Below are 15749 nucleotides of genomic sequence, written 5' to 3'. Positions count from 1 at the left end.
CCACTGCTGCTACGCTTGGAACAAGCTCGTCGATCAGCCATGGCGCATCATGTCCCTCGGTCTGCGCCAATGGGCCCATGGGTCATGATCATTGCACATTGGTATGAGCCTCCTGGCAATGCCCTCGCGCGCGCCGGCCGTGCGCAGGAGGCGTCAGCGCCAGCCCGGCAGCCACAACCAGTAGTTGTAGGCATCCGTGGGCAGCGGCAGGCCGGACAGGATCGGGAAGAACAGCACGAAGAACCCGAGCGCGAGGACGAAAACGCCCGTCGCTCCCTGACGCCATCTGCCCTGCCTCGCCCACATCGTATCGAGCGCGAGCGCCAGGACGCCCATCAGAAAGGCGCCGGGCAGCAGGTAATGGTAATAGAACTGCACGGGCTTCGCGTTGTGGATCCACACGCCCAGCGTCGCGGCATAGAGCACGACGAAGGCGAGCACGTCGCCGCGCCTGTGGAGCAGCGATGTCCACAGGCCCCAGGCCAGGGCAATCAGGCCGACGATCATCGAGAAAGGATTGCCCAGCATGACGATGCCGTGCTGCCGGTCCTTCACGGTCTCGAACAGGTACCAGATCACCCGCAGGTCCGCGACCCACTGGTACCAGACGCTGCGGTAAGGGTGCGGCTTCCTCACGCTTTCCTGCAGCTTGAGCATGAATTCGTGCTGCTCGATAAAGCCCAGCGGCGCGACCGGCCGGTCAATATAGAACATGGCCGGCACATAGGTCGCCCAGTAGACCGCGAGCGGGAACAGGCCGAGCCAGCACGCCGCCTCGATCAGCGAGATGCCCCGGGCCGGCCCCGATACGCGTCCGCCGGTCAGCGCGATGCCGTTCTCCCGGACCCAGAGGAGCAGAAAGCAAAGTCCCGGCAGCACCACCGCCGGAGCGCTCGTCCACTTGGCGCCGATCGACAGGCCCAGGGCGAGACCCGAGAGGAACAGGCGCGACCGGGCGCTCCCTTTCGACCCGGTGCGCAGGGCGGCGGCGAATTGCCACAGACCGACCATGCACAGGCCCGCGCCGATCATGTCCAGCATGGCGATGCGGCTCTGGACGAACCACATGAAGTTGGTCGCGAGAAGCAGCATGGCCGCCAGCGTCGCGGCGCGGCGCTGCGAGGCGTGCCACATCAGCCTGCCGAAGCCGAACAGCCCGAGCGCCCCGAACAGCGCCGAAGGCAAGCGCCATGCGTAGGGGTTGTCGCCGAGCAGGTGGATCGACGCGGCAATCACTTCCTTGCCGAACATCGGGTGTTCGCGGTTCGCCGGTATCAGGTCGAGCAGCTTGAGCGAGGCCGGGACGTAGTGGATCTCGTCGAAGTAGTACCGGTGCGGCAGGCCAATCCGCCATAGCAGCAGCGCCAGAAAGCCGAATGCGATCAGGAGGCACCAGCCGAGCGGATCACGGTCTTTGCGGGGGGCAAGCGGCATTGGCTTGGCGGGATAGGGGGGAATGCACGAGACCGCAAGAGCAGGGCGGGCCGCTTCCCGGTGGCAGTCCACGTCGCCGCCGAAGATGCATTTGCTTGCGCTGGCCCCTGCGCGAATCTAGAGGCTTGATGCATGAAACGCACTACCGGACAGGACCGAGCCACGACCTCCAAATGGCGCCCCGCCACCCGCGCGATCAGGGGCGGCACATGGCGTTCTGAAATGGGCGAGACAAGCGAGGCGATCTTCCTCACCTCGGGCTACTGCTACGACGATGCCGCGACGGTGGCGGCGCGCTTCGCGGGCGATGAGGAGGGCATGACCTACTCGCGCCTGCAGAACCCCAGCGTGGCCATGCTCGAAGAGCGTATCGCCTTGCTCGAAGGCGCCGAAGCCTGCCGCGTGCAGGCCTCGGGGATGGCGGCGATGACGGCCGCGCTGCTCTGCCAGCTCTCCGCCGGCGATCACATGGTCACGGCGCGCGCGGCTTTCGGATCGTGCCGCTGGCTGGGCGACAACCTGCTGCCGCGCTTCGGCATCGACGTGACCGTGGTGGACGCCACGGACAACGCCGCCTGGGAGGCCGCGATCCGGCCCAACACCAGGGTCTTCTTCTTCGAGACCCCGGCGAACCCGACGATGGACGTTGCGGACCTCGAATATATCTGCGGCCTTGCCCGTGCCCGCGGCATCATCTCGGTGATCGACAACGCGTTCTGCACGCCTGCCTTGCAGCGCCCGCTGGAATTCGGTGCCGACGTCGTGGCCTATTCGGCGACGAAGCTGATGGACGGGCAGGGTAGGGTGCTTGCCGGCGCGGTCTGCGGCAGCGAGGAATTCATCAACGAGAAGCTGCTGCCGTTCCAGCGCAACACCGGGCCGAACCTTTCGCCGTTCAATGCCTGGGTCGTGCTCAAGGGCCTCGAGACGCTCGACCTGCGCGCGCGCCGGCAGAGCGAGAACGCGCTGAAGGTGGGCAAGTTCGTCGAAGGGCGCGTGCCGAGGATCCTGCACCCGTGGCTCGACAGTCACCCCGGAAAGGCGCTCGCGCAGAAGCAGATGGACGCCTGCGGGCCGATCTTCAGCTTCGTGCTCGACGGCGGGCGCGAGCAGGCGCACGGGCTCCTGGACGCGCTTCAACTCATCGATATTTCGAACAATATCGGGGACTCACGGTCGCTGATGTGCCATCCTGCCTCCACTACGCATCACAACATGGGTCCGGAAGGGCGGGAGGCCATGGGTATTTCGGAGGGAATGCTGCGGATCAACGTCGGGCTCGAAGATCCCGAGGATCTGATCGAGGATCTCGATCAGGCCTTCACCAGGGCTGGCCTCTGAACGTCGCGGACCTCGGCGCCGATCCGGCGAGATTGCTTGCGGCAATCGTCGAGTCCACGGACGATGCGATTGTCGGGAAGAGGCTGGACGGTACCATCCTCTCATGGAACACCGCGGCCGAGCGCATCTTCGGCTATACCGCCGGTGAGATAGTCGGCCGCAACATCCGCACCATCATTCCCGAGGACCGACAGGCGGAGGAAGACCGGATCGTCGCCTGCATCACGCGCGGCGAGCATGTGCCCACGTTCGAGACCATTCGCCGGCGCAAGGATGGCGGCGAGGTCCATATCGCGGTGACCGTCTCGCCGATCCTCGACGATGCCGGGCGGGTGATAGCGGCGAGCAAGATCGCGCGCGACATTACGCCGCAGAAGCTGATGCTGGCACGGCTGCAGGAAAGCGAGGAGCGCTTTCGCCTGCTGGCCGACAACATGTCGCAACTGGCCTGGATCGCGGATCCGAAAGGGTGGATATTCTGGTATAACAAGCGCTGGTTCGATTACACCGGCACCACGCTTTCCGAGATGGAGGGCTGGGGCTGGCGCGCGGTTCAGCATCCCGAACATGTCGAGGCGGTGACCGAACGGTTTCGCGCGCACATCAAATCGGGAGATGATTGGGAAGACACATTCCCGCTGCGCAGCGCTACCGGGGAATGGCGCTGGTTTCTCTCGCGATCCGTGCCGATCCGTGACGACGAGGGCAAGACCATCTGCTGGTTCGGGACCAATACCGACATCACCGAGATGCGCGACGCGGAGCAGCGGATCGAACTGCTGCTGCAGGAGGTCAATCACCGCTCCAAGAACATGCTGACGATCATCCAGGCGCTGGCACGCCGCAGCGACGCCAATGATCCGGAATTCGTCGAGAACCTGGAAAGACGCATTGCCGGGCTTGCCGCCAATCAGGACGTGCTCGTGCGCCGCGCGTGGTCGGCCGTTCCCCTTCTGGAGATGGTCGAGGCGCAGCTTCGTTCGCTCGGAGAAGCGGAGGCCCAGGTTTCATGCCGGGGGCCTGAAGTCCTGCTTTCTCCTCGTGCCGCCGAGACGCTGGCCATGGCGCTGCACGAGATGGGTACAAACGCCCTCAAGTACGGCTCGCTTTCAATTCCCGAGGGGCGGGTGGAGATCTCCTGGTGGCTCCAGGGTGAGGGGACGGGTGCCCTGTTCCGGATCGGCTGGGCCGAAACCGGAGGGCCGCCGGTCACCCCGCCAAGCCGACAGGGTTTCGGCTCCAGGATCATCGCCGACGTGCCCCGCGCGAAACTCGATGCCCAGGTGGAGACGGACTACTCAGCTTCGGGCTTCCGCTGGAGCCTTGAGTGCGCCCTGGCATCGGTTTCCTGAAAAGCGCGGACCTTCGCCAAGGGGGGAACGGGAAGGCCAAGCGGTTGTGTAGCGGGGCGTTCGCCGTTAAGCTGTTCTGACCATGAAGGAACTGTTTCAGCATACCGCCATTACCGAAGGCATCGTTGTCAGGGTTGCGGTCAACTTCCTGCCGGAACAGTCACGTATCGAAGCGGGAAAGTGGTTCTGGGTGTACCATATCCGCATCGAGAACGAATCGGACGAGACGCTGCAACTCATGACCCGCTTCTGGCGTATCACCGACGGCAACGGCGATGTCAGTGTCGTCGAAGGTGAAGGTGTCGTCGGCGAACAGCCCGTCATCGCGCCCGGACGCAGCCACGACTACGTTTCCGGCTGTCCGCTTCCTACGCCCCACGGCAGCATGGAAGGCCACTATGTCTTTCGCGGCAAGGCGGGCCGTAAGGTGAAGGCGCTCATTCCGTTCTTTCCACTCGCCGCGCCGGCGACGGCCGGTTGACGGACGGCCTGCTCCGAACCTGCTGACCGGATTGCTGCATCGCCCGTTCAAAGCGGCGGTATGCTCGCCTGAAAGCAAACTCCATTGCCCCGGCCGCGCGGGGGGCATAGGGATGCGTCATGAAGCGTACGCACTTGCCCCTCAATGCCTTGCGCGTCTTCGACGCGGCGGCGCGCCACTTGTCCTTTACGCGCGCGGCCGACGAGCTGGCGGTCACGCCCGCCGCCGTCGGCCAGCAGATCCGCGCGCTGGAAGACCTGCTTGGCGTGGTCCTGTTCCGCCGCACCAGCAAGGGACTTGAACTGACGGATGAGGCAAGCTCGGGTCTGGCCGCGCTGCGCACCGGTTTCCTGCATTTCGAGGATGCGGTGCAGGCGATGCAGGCGGGCCAGTCGAGCCACGTCTATACCATAGCCGCGCCGCGCGAATTCGTCGCGGCCTGGCTGGCGCCGCGCCTCGCCGCCTTCCGCGCGGAGAACCCGCAGGTCCGCTACATCATCGTCGATGGCGAGATGACCGACTTCACCGAAGCCAACCTCGACCTTGCGGTGCGCTGGACCGATGGGCCGGGCGAGCTGGAAGGCGTCTCACTGGGGACGGCGGAATGGGTCGAGATCGGCTCGGGCGACTGGATCGGCTGGCCGGGCGACCCCACGCCGGGCAGCGACGGCGAGGAAAACGACGACAACGAGGACATCAAGCCTCCGGTCAGCGTGGGTGATGCCGGGCAGGCCGTGGCCGCCGCGGTGGCGGGCCTGGGCAAGACGCGGGTGCCGGCGCTGCTTGCCGCCGGTCTCGTCGGAGAGGACCAGAAGGAACTGATTGGGGCGACCGTCGCTTGCCGGCGCGGCTACTGGCTCGTGGCGCCGCTGCCGCAGTGGCGCCAGAAGAAGGTCAGGGCGCTGGTGGCGGCGCTTACCGCCGGGGCGTAAACGTCTTCGTTGACGCCCGGATCATCCGCGAATGCAGGCGCACCCAGCCATCGTCGGGTTCTCTTCTCTGGCGAGTATCCGGACAAAGGCCCCCGGGAACACCGCTCCCGAGGGCCTTTTTATCTGGAAATGACAACCGGATGGCGAAGGCTCAGAAACCCAGGTCCTCGATCTTTCCGTCGAAGTTTCCGGCCAGCTTGTGGGTCGCCTTGGCCAGCTTGTCCTGGGAGACCCCGGCGAGATAGCCGTCGATGATCCGCTCATAATTGCTGATCAGGCCTTCGATGTCCTTGGACAGGCGCATGAATTCGAAGCCCTTGGCATGCAGGCCCTTTTGCTGGATGGGGATGTTCGAATAATCCTGGCGCGGAATTGGCGGGAACTCGGTGCTGTCGAAAGGTAGCACGATGGGTTCCATGACCGGTTCGGGTTCCTCGCCTTCGGGAAGGAAGGTGAGCGACCAGATCTCGAAAAAGCAGCTTTCCGGGCCGAGCGGTCGGATACGGTATGCCGACATCGAGCTGAAATATGGCAGCAGGAAGTAGTGCGGGAAGAGGAACTCGACGGCGTTGATCGGGTCCGACTGCTGGACGGCGCAGAGATCCGGTACCGGCTCGCCCCTGGCTTTTAGCTGCTCTGAGATCTGGTGCATCACCATGCCCAGCCACATGAACATGGCCTGGTTCTGGTCCTCGGGAAGACCATCCTCGATGCCGACCATGCCGCGCGCGATCTCCACTTCCTTGGCATGGAGCATGCCCGCCATGCCTTCGGAGAGCCGCTCCATCGAGACGACCTGCATTTCCTGGTTTTCACGATAGGAAAGCGCGGGGTCCGCCATCTGCGGGAAGGGCCCGCGCGGATCCCGGTACATGCTGTCGTACATCATCGGCACGGCATGCTGAAGCTGCGGGTGCGTCTGTCTTACGTGGTAGCCTTCCATGAAGGCTTCCATCGCGATCTTCCAGTTGGCAGGAAGCACGGTGCCGTAGCACCACTCGGCGCGCAGCTTGTCGACATTGTGCGCTTCGAGTCGATCTGCCACCGGACCGAGCGATTCCTTTACGGAAGGGGCGTCGTCGTCATGGTTGATCCAGACGCAGCCGCCCCACACTTCGGAGCGGCAGGGGATCAGGTTGATCTCGTCTTCCTGCAGCTGCTTTTCGCTGAACAGGTGCTTGCCATAGACCTGCGTGCTTTCGCCATCCATGTTCCAGCGCCAGCCGTGGAACGGGCACACGAAACCGGACTTGGCGCAGTTGCCATGGGCGGTCGCGTGCGAGGAACCCAGCGGGGTCCCGCCCGCGAAGGGAACGCCGCGGTGGCGGCAGGCATTGTGAAACGCCTTCACGCCGCTGGCGGTGCGCACGATGATGACGGACTTTCCGACATTCTCGTATTCGATCCAGTCGCCCACTTCGGGGATCTGCTCCACGCGGCAGGCCATCTGCCAGACGTGCGGCCACAGGTGGTCGAGTTCAGCCTGGTAGAACTCCTCATCGTAATAGCGCTTTACCGGGATCCGTTCCGGATCGTCGATCGGGAAGGGGACGGAACGCAGGCCGCCATCAGCTGATTTGAGCACTCCCACACCTCTCTGGATTGTGTGTCTTGTCATGGTTTCGCAGCCCCGGACCGCCATCCGCACGCGGGGAGGAAGCCTCAGGGTCTTGACGGCAAAGTGTACCTTCCTGCCGGCGGGACGCAATGGCGCACAGCGGCTCAGATCATCGTCCGCACGGTAAATGGGACGCGGCGACCTCTCAGCGGCGGCGGTTCGGATCGAGCGCCGAGCGGCCTGCCATGGGCGCGGAGCGGGGCGGGGCCGAAGTGCTGCCGGTACCGCCGAGCGCCATCAGCGCGGCAATGCGCTTCTCCGTCGCCGGATGGGTCGAGAACAGGTCCGAAACGCCGGTCGGCACGATGTAGAGCTGAGATGCTGCGGGATTGCGCTCGGACGTCCGGTTGGGAATGGACCGGGCCGGGCCGGCGATCTTTGCGAGGGCCGATGCCAGCGCGCGCGGGTCGCCGCAGATTTCGGCCCCGGCACGATCGGCGCCGAATTCGCGGGTGCGGCTGATCGCCATCTGCACGATCATGGCCGCGAAGGGCGCCATGAACACGGCGGCAATGGCGGCCAATGGATTGACCCGGCCGTTGCCGTGGCCTCCGAAGAACAGTCCGAAGTTGGCAATCATGGAGATCGCGCCGGCAATCGTGGCGACCATTGTCATGATCAGCGTGTCGCGATTGCGCACATGACCGAGTTCATGGGCCATGACGGCGGCCACTTCGTCGCGGCCGAGCATGCCAAGCAGCCCGGTCGTTGCCGCCACGGCCGCGTTTTCCGGATTGCGTCCGGTTGCGAAGGCGTTGGGGTTGGGGCTGTCGACGACGTAGACTTTCGGCATCGGCAGACCGGCGCGCTGCGCCAGCCGGGCGACCAGCCCATGAAATTCGGGCGCGGTGCGCGCGTCCACCTCACGCGCATTGTGCATGCGAAGGACGATCTTGTCCGCATTCCAGAATGTGACGAGGTTCATGCCGGCCGCCACGGCCAGGGCGATGATCGCTCCGCCGGTTCCGCCGAAAAGGTAGCCCAGGCCCATGAACAGCGCCGTGAGTGCCGCCAGCAGCATGGCCGTCTTGAAGCCGTTCACGTCAGTTTTCTCCACTGGAAAAGGTGCGGATCCTATCTAAGAAGATGGGCTCCCGATTCAATGTTCCGCGCGGGAGCTGGCAGTGTCCGGGCAGCCGGTGAATCGCGGCTACCGGCGGGGGGCGGCGCAATTGCCGAAGCGAATCCATGGCGATGCCCGCGCGGCAGGCACGAGGTTCGTAGCGCTGCCGCGATGCTCTGGCCTTCCGGCCGGCGGGAACGGATCGACCGCTTGATGCCGCCGAAGGCTTCGCTTAGCCCAAATTCCGAAAACCGGGCCGGCAGCAGGCTTGCAGGGAGACAGAAATAATGGCGTTTAAGACCCGCATTACCGAACTGCTCGAGATCGAGCATCCCATCGTGCAGGGCGGCATGCAGGGCGTGGGCTACGCCGAACTGGCGAGCGCGGTTTCCAACGCCGGGGGACTGGGCACACTGACCGCACTGACCCAGCCCTCGCCCGAGGCCCTGCGCGAGGAAATCGAGCGTTGCCGGTCGATGACCGACAAGCCTTTCGCGGTGAACATTACCGTGCTGCCGACGATCCTGCCGCCGGACTATGCCGGCTATGCCAAGGCCGCGATCGACGGAGGCGTGAAGATCTTCGAGACGGCCGGCACGCAGCAGGTGCGCGAGATCTGGGAAATGGCCAAGCCCCACGGAATCAAGATCCTGCACAAGTGTACCGCGGTTCGCCATGCCCTGTCCGCCGAGCGCCACGGCTGCGACGTGATCTCGATCGATGGTTTCGAATGCGCGGGCCACCCCGGGGAGGACGACATTCCCGGCCTGATCCTGATCCCCTCCGCGGCCGACAAGGTGAAGATCCCGATGCTGGCGAGCGGCGGCTTTGGCGACGGACGCGGCCTCGTCGCCGCGCTGGCGCTCGGCGCGGAAGGCATCAACATGGGCACCCGCTTCTGCGCCACGAAGGAAGCGCCGATCCACGACAACGTGAAGGCCAAGTACATCGAGAACGACGAGCGCGGCACGAACCTGATCTTCCGCAAGTTCAAGAACACCGCGCGCGTCGGCAAGAACGAGGTCTCGGACGAAGTGGTGGAGATTTCCGCGCGTCCGGATTCGACGTTCGAGGATATCCGCCATCTCGTCGCCGGGGCCGTCGGGCGCGAACTGCTGCAGACCGGCGACCTGTCCAAGGGCATTTTCTGGGCGGGCATGGTCCAGGGACTGATCCACGACGTTCCCACCTGCCAGGAACTGATCGATCGCATCATGGGAGAGGCCGAGGAGATCGTGAAAGGCCGCTTCGGCAGGATGTTGGGGTGAACGGAGAAACCCGAATGACTTACGAGCATATCCTCTACAGCGTCGAAGATGGCGTGGCGCGGATCGCGCTCAACGATCCGGATTCCATGAACGGTGTGACCGAGGCGATGGGGCACGAGATGGTCGACGCCTTCGACCGTGCCGGCAAGGAAGCGCGCGCGATCCTGCTGACGGGTGAGGGCAATGGCTTCTGCTCGGGCGCAAACCTGACGAAGGCGCAGGACATGCTTGCCGACCCGATGCGCGACGTCGGTGGACAGCTCGACCGTGCCCTCAATCCGGTAATTCTGGCGATCAAGCACGCCGAGCAGCCGGTAATCACCGCGATCCGCGGACCCGCCGCAGGTTACGGTGCCGGTCTCGCAGCGGCGGGCGATGTGGTCATGATGGCGGAAAACGCCTATTTCTTCTGCGCCTTCTGCCGCGTCGGGCTGGTGCCGGACGGCGGCTCGACCTACCTTCTGGCCAAGGCCGTGGGTCGCGTTCGCGCCATGCGGATGATGCTGCTGGGCGAAAAGATCGACGCGAAGACCGCGCTCGAATGGGGCCTCGCCACGATGGTCGTCCCCGACGAGGAACTGGACGAGGCCGCGATGACGCTCGCCAGGGGTTTTGCGCAAGGCCCGCGCTCGCTGGGTCTCATCAAGCGCATGGCCTGGGACGCGCTCGATTCCAGCCTGGAAACCGCGCTCGAACTCGAACGCCGGGGCCAGCGGGACGCCGGGCGGACCGAGGACTTCCTCGAAGGCGTGGCCGCATTCGTCGAGAAGCGAAAGCCGGAGTTCAAGGGGCAATAGGTGCAGCGCGCGGGACGCCGCGCGCGATGGCCTGTGCCCGGAAGCGTCAGAGTACCTTGAGTTCCTGAAGTTCGGCGACGCGCGCGTCGTCGTAACCAAGCTCGTTCAGGATTTCGCGGGTGTGCTCGCCCAACATAGGCGGGGCGCTGCGGATGGTCGCCGGGCTCTTCGACATTTGCGCCAGCGGGCTGGCGATGAGGTCCACCGATCCGCTTTCCGCATAGGCGTGCGGCGTGGTCGCGCGCAGCTCGCGGTGCTTGACCTGCGGCTCTTCCCAGACTTCCGCCAGTTCGTTGTAGCGCGCCGCCGGAATGCCGACTTCGTCGAGCGCCGCCTGTATATCGGCGACGGTCCACTGCCGGCTCCATGCATTGATGATGTCCATCAACTCGGCGCGGTTGTGCTTGCCCCGCTTCAGGTTGGAATCGAAGCGCGGGTCCTCGAACAGTTCGGGCTGCTTCATCAACACGGTCAGGCGGCGCCAGTGCTCGTCGGTGCCGGCGGTGAGATAGACGATGCCGTCCTTGCAGTGGATCAGGTCGGCCGGGCCGCCGCCGTTTCCGCCGTTTCCGAGGCGGGGAGGGGCACTGCCGCTGATAAGGTAGTCCTGCATGATGTGTGAGACCATGGCCACCGAGGTATCGAGCAGGGCGATGTCGATATACTGGCCCTCGCCGGTGCGGCTCCGGTACATCAGCGCGCCGAGCACCGCGAGCGCGGTGTTGTGGCCGGTGATGAAGTCGACAAGGCTGGGGCCTGCCTTCAGCGGCCCCGCGCCGGGCTCTCCTTCGGGAATGCCCGTTACGGCCATCATGCCGCCGGTCGCCTGGAACAGCCCGTCATAACCGGGGCGCGCGGCCATCGGTCCGGTCTGTCCGTAGCCCGTTACCGAGCAGTAGATCAGTCGCGGATTGATTTGCCTGAGGCTCTCGTAGTCGAGTCCGAAGCGCTTGAGATCGCCGACCTTGTAATTCTCGATCAGCACATCGGCGGTCTCGACCAGCTTGCGGAGAATCTCCTGCCCTTCCGGCTTGGAGTGGTTGAGCGTCATCGAGCGCTTGTTGCGGTTGGAGACGGTGAAGAAGCTCGAATGCCGCGTTTCGATGCCGTCCTTGCCCTTGACCCAGGAAAACCCGTAACCGCGCCCGTCGTCCCCGACGCCGGGGCGTTCGATCTTGATGACGTCGGCGCCAAGGTCGCCAAGGATCTGCGCTCCGACCGGCGCGGCGAAGACGCGGCTCATGTCGATCACGCGGATGCCTGCCAGTGCGCTGTTGTTCGTGGTCATGTAATCTCGCTTCTACGCGTTGGCTGGAAGTGCGGCACGGGATCGCGGCGCCCCGTTTGCACGATGGATCGACACTAGCCACCCGTCCCACCCCGGCCAAGAGGGCGCGCCGACGGTTATCGCGGCGACGATCAAGCGCGATTGCCGCGCCATTCAGGCCATTTCTGCCGGCCTCAAGCGGGGCGAGCCATGGTAGTGGCTTTGCTTGCCTGGCAAAGCCGGTTAGCGGATCGGCAGGCTGCGGATCAAAGATGGAAAAAGGGAGTTCGTCATGGCCAAGACGGCTATCATTACCGGTGCGGGAAGCGGCATCGGCCTTGAAACCGCCAAGATCCTGCATGGCGAGGGTTTCTCGATCGTCGGCGTAGGCCGCAGCAAGGACAAGCTGGCGACGCTGGAGGCGGAAATCGGCAATCCCGATCACGTCCTGGCGATCTCCGCCGACCTCAACGATCCCGTGGCGCCCAAGATGATCGTCGAACAGACGCTGAAGCGCTTTGGCCGCATCGATGCCCTGGTCAACAACGCCGGCGTCGGCAGCCCCAAGCCGCTCGACGAAACCGACGACCAGACGCTCGAAGATTTCCTCAGCATCATGCTGGTCGCCCCATTCCGCCTGTGCCGCGATGTCATCCCGCACCTCAAGGAAGGGGCGAGCGTCGTCAATGTGACCTCCACTTTCGCGCATATCGGCGGGCGGCGCGGCGGGGCCTATTCGGCGGCCAAGGGCGGCCTGAAGTCGCTCACCGAGCACATGGCCTGCGAATATGGCCCGCGGGGCATCCGTTCGAACTGCGTGGCACCCGGCGTGACCATGACCGACATGGTCCGCCACCGCTTCGAGGACGAATCGTTCAAGCGCAACAATGTCGAGACCACGCCCTATCCGCGCCTTGCCCAGCCGCAGGACGTGGCCTCCGTCATCGCGTTCCTGTGCCTGCCCGGCAGCGAGATGATCAACGGCCAGTCGATCGTCGTCGATGGCGGCTGGACCGCAACCAAGTATCTCAGCCCGCGCGTTACCCGCACGAAGTGGATCGAGCCGGAGGACGAATAGGAGCCGGAGGCGATCATCGGACATCCGCCGGGGTCAAGCCGAAGCGATTGCCTAGCCGCGCTGCCTCCGGGATAGTCGCGGCAAACTGTCCGGGAGAAATGGTCATGATAAGAGGCATCCACCACGTCGGCATGAACTGCCGCGACCTTGAGCGGATGAAGCGCTTCTACCGCGAGGCCTTCGGTTTTCAGCCCGTTGACGAGAAGGGCTTCGCCTGGGCGGACGAGCCGGTGATGGACCATATCGTCGACGTTCCCAATTCGGCGGCCAAAGGCTGCATGCTCCGCGCCGGGCAGTGCTATCTCGAACTGTTCGAATACAGCGCGCCCGCGTCCGACATCGATCGGCCGCTGCGCCCCTATGATCGCGGTTACACCCACTTCTGCGTCGATGTGACGGACATCGAGAAGGACATCGAGCACCTGCGCAAATGCGGCATGACCTTCAACGACCGCGCGTTCGCTGACGTCGGTCATGTCAAGACGCTCTACGGCTACGACCCCGAGGGCAACATGATCGAAGTGCAACAATGTGCGCCGGCCAACGGCTTCACGCTGGAGGAACTGGCGGCGTCGACCTGACAACAATCGCGACCTGGCGGAGTATATCCGGCACATAAAAAGATTGTCGCGGCCACCGAGGGAGAGAATCTTGGCTGAAAGCAGTCCGACGGCGGCTGAGGAGTTTCGCCAGCACTGGAAGCTGATCCTTGCCGCGGCAGCCGGTTTCTCTTTCACCGTGGTCATCACCTCGAGCACGGGCCTGTTCATCGCGCCGATCAGCGACGAGTTCGGCTGGAGCCGGACGTTGGTATCCTCCGGCATTTCAATCACGGCGATCCTGACGTTCGTGTTTTCGCCGCTGTTCGGCGTATTCATCGACAAGTGGGGTGTGCGCCGGCTGGCGATTCCGGGGCTGGCGTTGATGGTCTGTGTCATCGCTTCGCTCAGCCAGCTCGACGGGTCCACGTGGATGTGGTTCACGATCTGGACGGCCTACGCGGTTACCGCGCTGATGACCAAGTCGACGGTCTGGACCGCTTCGGTCAACAGTACGTTCAAAGCGGGAAGGGGGCTTGCGCTGGGGCTCGTGTTGTCGGGCTCCGCGCTCGCACAGGCCTTCACGCCGATGTACGCGGAGTATCTCATCCGCGTTTACGGCTGGCGCATGGCCTTTATCGTTCTGGCCGTGACCTGGGGCACGGTCGCCATCCTGTTGTGCCTGCTCTGGCTGAAGGACGGCTATGAAATCAGCCGCAAGATGCGCGACGCGGCACAGGCGGCGGGCCGGGCCGCAGGCACCCTGCTCGACGTTCCCGGTCTCTCGGTGCGCGAGGCGATGCGCGATCCGGCCTTGTGGCGCATCGCGATTTCCACCTTCATCATCATGACCGTGACCATCGGTCTGGTCGTGCACCAGATTCCCATCCTCACGGAAATCGGGGTCGATCGCCGGACCGCCGCCCTCTATGCCCTCCCTGCCGGCCTCGCAGGGATCGCCGGCAAGCTCATTACCGGCTGGCTGCTCGATCACTTTCCCGCGCGCTGGGTGGGTGGGCTGACCATCGGTGTGACCTCGCTTTCCTTCCTACTGCTACTGCTCCCGCATGCACCCACCTGGGCCATCGTCACCGCGCTGATGATCAACGGCTATGCTGGCGGAACCAAGCTCCAACTCGTCGGCTTCCTGACCGCCGCCTACTCTGGCATGCGCCAGTTCGGCACCATCTTCGGGATCATGGCGAGCCTGATTGCGGCCGGATCGGGTTTGGGTCCGGTCGTGGCGGGCCTGATCTACGACATCTGGCAAAGCTATGCGCCGGGCCTGTGGGGCGGTTTTCTCCTGACCCTGCTGAGCGCCATCCTGCTCTTCGGGCTTGGCCCCTATCCGGACTGGGCGGCGGAAGAAGGCACGGCCGCTCCCGCCTGATCGCCGAGGGGCAGCACGGAATTGCGTACCACCAGCTCCGCCGTGAAAGCGCGGTCGGCCTGCGGCTGTTCAGCGGCGGCGCGGATGATCGAGACGGCCTCCCGCGCCATTTCCGCCCAGGGCACGCGCATCGACGTGAGCGGCGGCCAAATCCGTTCGGCCAGGGGTGTATCGTCGAATCCGACGATCGACAGGTCATCGGGTACGGTCAGTCCGGCCCTTCCGGCGGTCTGCATCACCCCGGCCGCCATCTCATCGTTGCAGGCGACAATGGCGGTCGGGCGCGGGCTGACTTCGAGCAGCAGGCGGCCGGCCTCGATGCCCGATTCGAACGAGTTGTCGCCCGAGACGATGAGCGAAGGCCCCCGGTCGAGGTCGTGGTCGGCCATGGCGTCGAGATAGCCCAGTTCACGCTGCTGGGCCGTGAGCGACGATTCGGGGCCGCCGACGAGGCCGATGCGCCGGTGTCCCAGCCTGACGAGCCATGCGATCAGGACGGCCATTGCCGGGCGATCGTCGCAGCCCAGCCCGTGGCCGTCCCGGACCTTGCCGAGACGGACGCAGCGCGTGTCCATATCCTCGCAGAGCCGGGCGAGTTCATCCATTTCCGACAGCGGCGGCAGCAGGACGACGCCCGAGGGGCGGTGCTGGTCGACAAATGCGCGAAGGTGCGCGGCGACATTGCCCTGGAGCGGCCGCAGCACCAGCGACAGGTCGCTGCCCTCCATCCCGCGCAGCATGCCGGCCTCCACCGCTTCCATGATGCCCCGATCCGAACCGTCGTGAACGAGCGCGACGATGAAATTGCGGCGCAGGGCGAGGGCGCGGGCCTGCGCGCTGGGAACGAAGCCCGTCTCGGCAATGACGGCCTCGACCCTGGCGCGGGTCTCTTCGCCGACGAGCGGGGACTGGTTGATGATGCGGCTGATCGTCTTGGTCGAAACCCCGGCGAGGCGGGCGACGTCGTTGATCGTGACGCGGGAAGGCGGGATCTGCATGGCGGACGTGTATAACCCTTTGTTTCCGGTAACCAAGGCGTCTTCGCGCGTGTCCGGGGGAGAACCGGCGATCTTGCCGATGTCAACAGGGCTCCGAATCCAAGTTAACGGATTTTGGTATCGAGGATTGAGGCGAGATAATCGAGATTCCATCCGGCGCGTTTGCGGCGCAGACTGATGGTGGTTGGCTT

At 64.8% G+C, this 15749-nt stretch carries 14 protein-coding genes; 9 read left to right on the top strand and 5 right to left on the bottom strand.

Annotation, left to right across the window (positions count from 1 at the left end):
- Nucleotides 1-153 precede the first annotated feature (153 nt).
- Complete coding sequence (locus IEX32_RS18965; RefSeq protein ID WP_188773112.1) at nucleotides 154-1434, bottom strand: phospholipid carrier-dependent glycosyltransferase; 1281 nt, start codon at nucleotides 1432-1434, stop codon at nucleotides 154-156.
- Between the two features lie 132 nt (nucleotides 1435-1566).
- Here IEX32_RS18965 and IEX32_RS18960 point away from each other — a divergent pair, with 132 nt between their 5' ends.
- The 4 genes from IEX32_RS18960 (at nucleotide 1567) to IEX32_RS18945 (ending at nucleotide 5540) form a co-directional block, all read left to right on the top strand.
- The gene (locus IEX32_RS18960) at nucleotides 1567-2775 is read left to right on the top strand and encodes a trans-sulfuration enzyme family protein (RefSeq protein WP_188773111.1); all 1209 of its coding nucleotides are present in this window, start codon (nucleotides 1567-1569) and stop codon (nucleotides 2773-2775) included.
- 32 nt (nucleotides 2776-2807) lie between these two features.
- Entirely contained in the window at nucleotides 2808-4127 is a 1320-nt protein-coding gene (locus tag IEX32_RS18955; RefSeq protein ID WP_188773110.1) for a PAS domain-containing HWE histidine kinase family protein, read from the top strand.
- An 82-nt stretch (nucleotides 4128-4209) separates the two neighbouring features.
- Nucleotides 4210-4608, top strand: a complete 399-nt coding sequence (gene apaG, locus IEX32_RS18950; protein WP_188773109.1) for a Co2+/Mg2+ efflux facilitator ApaG/CorD — start codon at nucleotides 4210-4212, stop codon at nucleotides 4606-4608.
- 119 nt (nucleotides 4609-4727) lie between these two features.
- A complete protein-coding gene (locus IEX32_RS18945; RefSeq protein WP_188773108.1) occupies nucleotides 4728-5540 on the top strand; it encodes a LysR family transcriptional regulator in 813 nt (270 codons plus the stop codon).
- Nucleotides 5541-5691: 151 nt separating this feature from the next.
- Here the strand turns inward: IEX32_RS18945 and IEX32_RS18940 are convergent, their stop codons facing one another.
- Both IEX32_RS18940 and htpX read right to left on the bottom strand, forming a co-directional pair.
- Nucleotides 5692-7125, bottom strand: coding sequence for an aromatic ring-hydroxylating oxygenase subunit alpha (locus IEX32_RS18940; protein ID WP_229736499.1), 1434 nt, complete (start codon nucleotides 7123-7125; stop codon nucleotides 5692-5694).
- 178 nt (nucleotides 7126-7303) lie between these two features.
- Complete coding sequence (htpX, locus tag IEX32_RS18935; protein WP_188773106.1) at nucleotides 7304-8200, bottom strand: zinc metalloprotease HtpX; 897 nt, start codon at nucleotides 8198-8200, stop codon at nucleotides 7304-7306.
- Between the two features lie 308 nt (nucleotides 8201-8508).
- On the opposite strand from htpX, the gene IEX32_RS18930 reads away from it, so the two are divergent.
- Both IEX32_RS18930 and IEX32_RS18925 read left to right on the top strand, forming a co-directional pair.
- On the top strand, nucleotides 8509-9489 hold the full coding sequence (locus tag IEX32_RS18930; protein ID WP_188773105.1) for an NAD(P)H-dependent flavin oxidoreductase: 981 nt from the start codon (nucleotides 8509-8511) through the stop codon (nucleotides 9487-9489).
- Between the two features lie 14 nt (nucleotides 9490-9503).
- Nucleotides 9504-10286, top strand: a complete 783-nt coding sequence (locus tag IEX32_RS18925) for an enoyl-CoA hydratase-related protein (RefSeq protein WP_188773104.1) — start codon at nucleotides 9504-9506, stop codon at nucleotides 10284-10286.
- Between the two features lie 46 nt (nucleotides 10287-10332).
- On the opposite strand, the gene IEX32_RS18920 is transcribed toward IEX32_RS18925, so the two are convergent.
- Complete coding sequence (locus tag IEX32_RS18920; RefSeq protein ID WP_188773103.1) at nucleotides 10333-11574, bottom strand: CaiB/BaiF CoA transferase family protein; 1242 nt, start codon at nucleotides 11572-11574, stop codon at nucleotides 10333-10335.
- 271 nt (nucleotides 11575-11845) lie between these two features.
- Between IEX32_RS18920 and IEX32_RS18915 the strand changes: the two genes are divergently transcribed.
- The 3 genes from IEX32_RS18915 to IEX32_RS18905 all read left to right on the top strand — a co-directional run bounded on the left by IEX32_RS18915 (nucleotide 11846) and on the right by IEX32_RS18905 (nucleotide 14560).
- Nucleotides 11846-12631 carry an SDR family NAD(P)-dependent oxidoreductase gene (locus IEX32_RS18915; RefSeq protein ID WP_188773102.1) on the top strand — a complete coding sequence of 262 codons (786 nt, stop codon included), beginning with the start codon at nucleotides 11846-11848 and terminating at the stop codon, nucleotides 12629-12631.
- A 104-nt stretch (nucleotides 12632-12735) separates the two neighbouring features.
- Complete coding sequence (locus IEX32_RS18910) at nucleotides 12736-13212, top strand: VOC family protein (RefSeq protein WP_188773101.1); 477 nt, start codon at nucleotides 12736-12738, stop codon at nucleotides 13210-13212.
- A gap of 70 nt (nucleotides 13213-13282) precedes the next feature.
- Nucleotides 13283-14560, top strand: coding sequence for an MFS transporter (locus IEX32_RS18905; protein ID WP_188773100.1), 1278 nt, complete (start codon nucleotides 13283-13285; stop codon nucleotides 14558-14560).
- Here IEX32_RS18905 and IEX32_RS18900 read toward each other — a convergent pair.
- The gene (locus tag IEX32_RS18900) at nucleotides 14515-15558 is read right to left on the bottom strand and encodes a LacI family DNA-binding transcriptional regulator (protein ID WP_188773099.1); all 1044 of its coding nucleotides are present in this window, start codon (nucleotides 15556-15558) and stop codon (nucleotides 14515-14517) included. The genes IEX32_RS18905 and IEX32_RS18900 overlap by 46 nt on opposite strands.
- Nucleotides 15559-15749: the final 191 nt, after the last annotated feature.

This window comes from Novosphingobium endophyticum (genome assembly GCF_014640675.1).
GTDB lineage: Bacteria > Pseudomonadota > Alphaproteobacteria > Sphingomonadales > Sphingomonadaceae > Novosphingobium > Novosphingobium endophyticum.
This window is presented reverse-complemented; position numbering and strand designations above follow the sequence as displayed.

What these genes read in the sequence shown, in the direction of transcription:
- IEX32_RS18925 (WP_188773104.1), top strand. Translation starts at nt 9,504, where the DNA reads ATGACTTACGAGCATATCCTCTACAGCGTCGAAGATGGCGTGGCGCGG.
- IEX32_RS18945 (WP_188773108.1), top strand. Translation starts at nt 4,728, where the DNA reads ATGAAGCGTACGCACTTGCCCCTCAATGCCTTGCGCGTCTTCGACGCG.
- IEX32_RS18910 (WP_188773101.1), top strand. Translation starts at nt 12,736, where the DNA reads ATGATAAGAGGCATCCACCACGTCGGCATGAACTGCCGCGACCTTGAG.
- IEX32_RS18965 (WP_188773112.1), bottom strand. Translation starts at nt 1,434, where the DNA reads ATGCCGCTTGCCCCCCGCAAAGACCGTGATCCGCTCGGCTGGTGCCTC.
- IEX32_RS18900 (WP_188773099.1), bottom strand. Translation starts at nt 15,558, where the DNA reads ATGCAGATCCCGCCTTCCCGCGTCACGATCAACGACGTCGCCCGCCTC.
- IEX32_RS18960 (WP_188773111.1), top strand. Translation starts at nt 1,567, where the DNA reads ATGAAACGCACTACCGGACAGGACCGAGCCACGACCTCCAAATGGCGC.
- IEX32_RS18920 (WP_188773103.1), bottom strand. Translation starts at nt 11,574, where the DNA reads ATGACCACGAACAACAGCGCACTGGCAGGCATCCGCGTGATCGACATG.
- apaG (WP_188773109.1), top strand. Translation starts at nt 4,210, where the DNA reads ATGAAGGAACTGTTTCAGCATACCGCCATTACCGAAGGCATCGTTGTC.
- IEX32_RS18915 (WP_188773102.1), top strand. Translation starts at nt 11,846, where the DNA reads ATGGCCAAGACGGCTATCATTACCGGTGCGGGAAGCGGCATCGGCCTT.
- IEX32_RS18930 (WP_188773105.1), top strand. Translation starts at nt 8,509, where the DNA reads ATGGCGTTTAAGACCCGCATTACCGAACTGCTCGAGATCGAGCATCCC.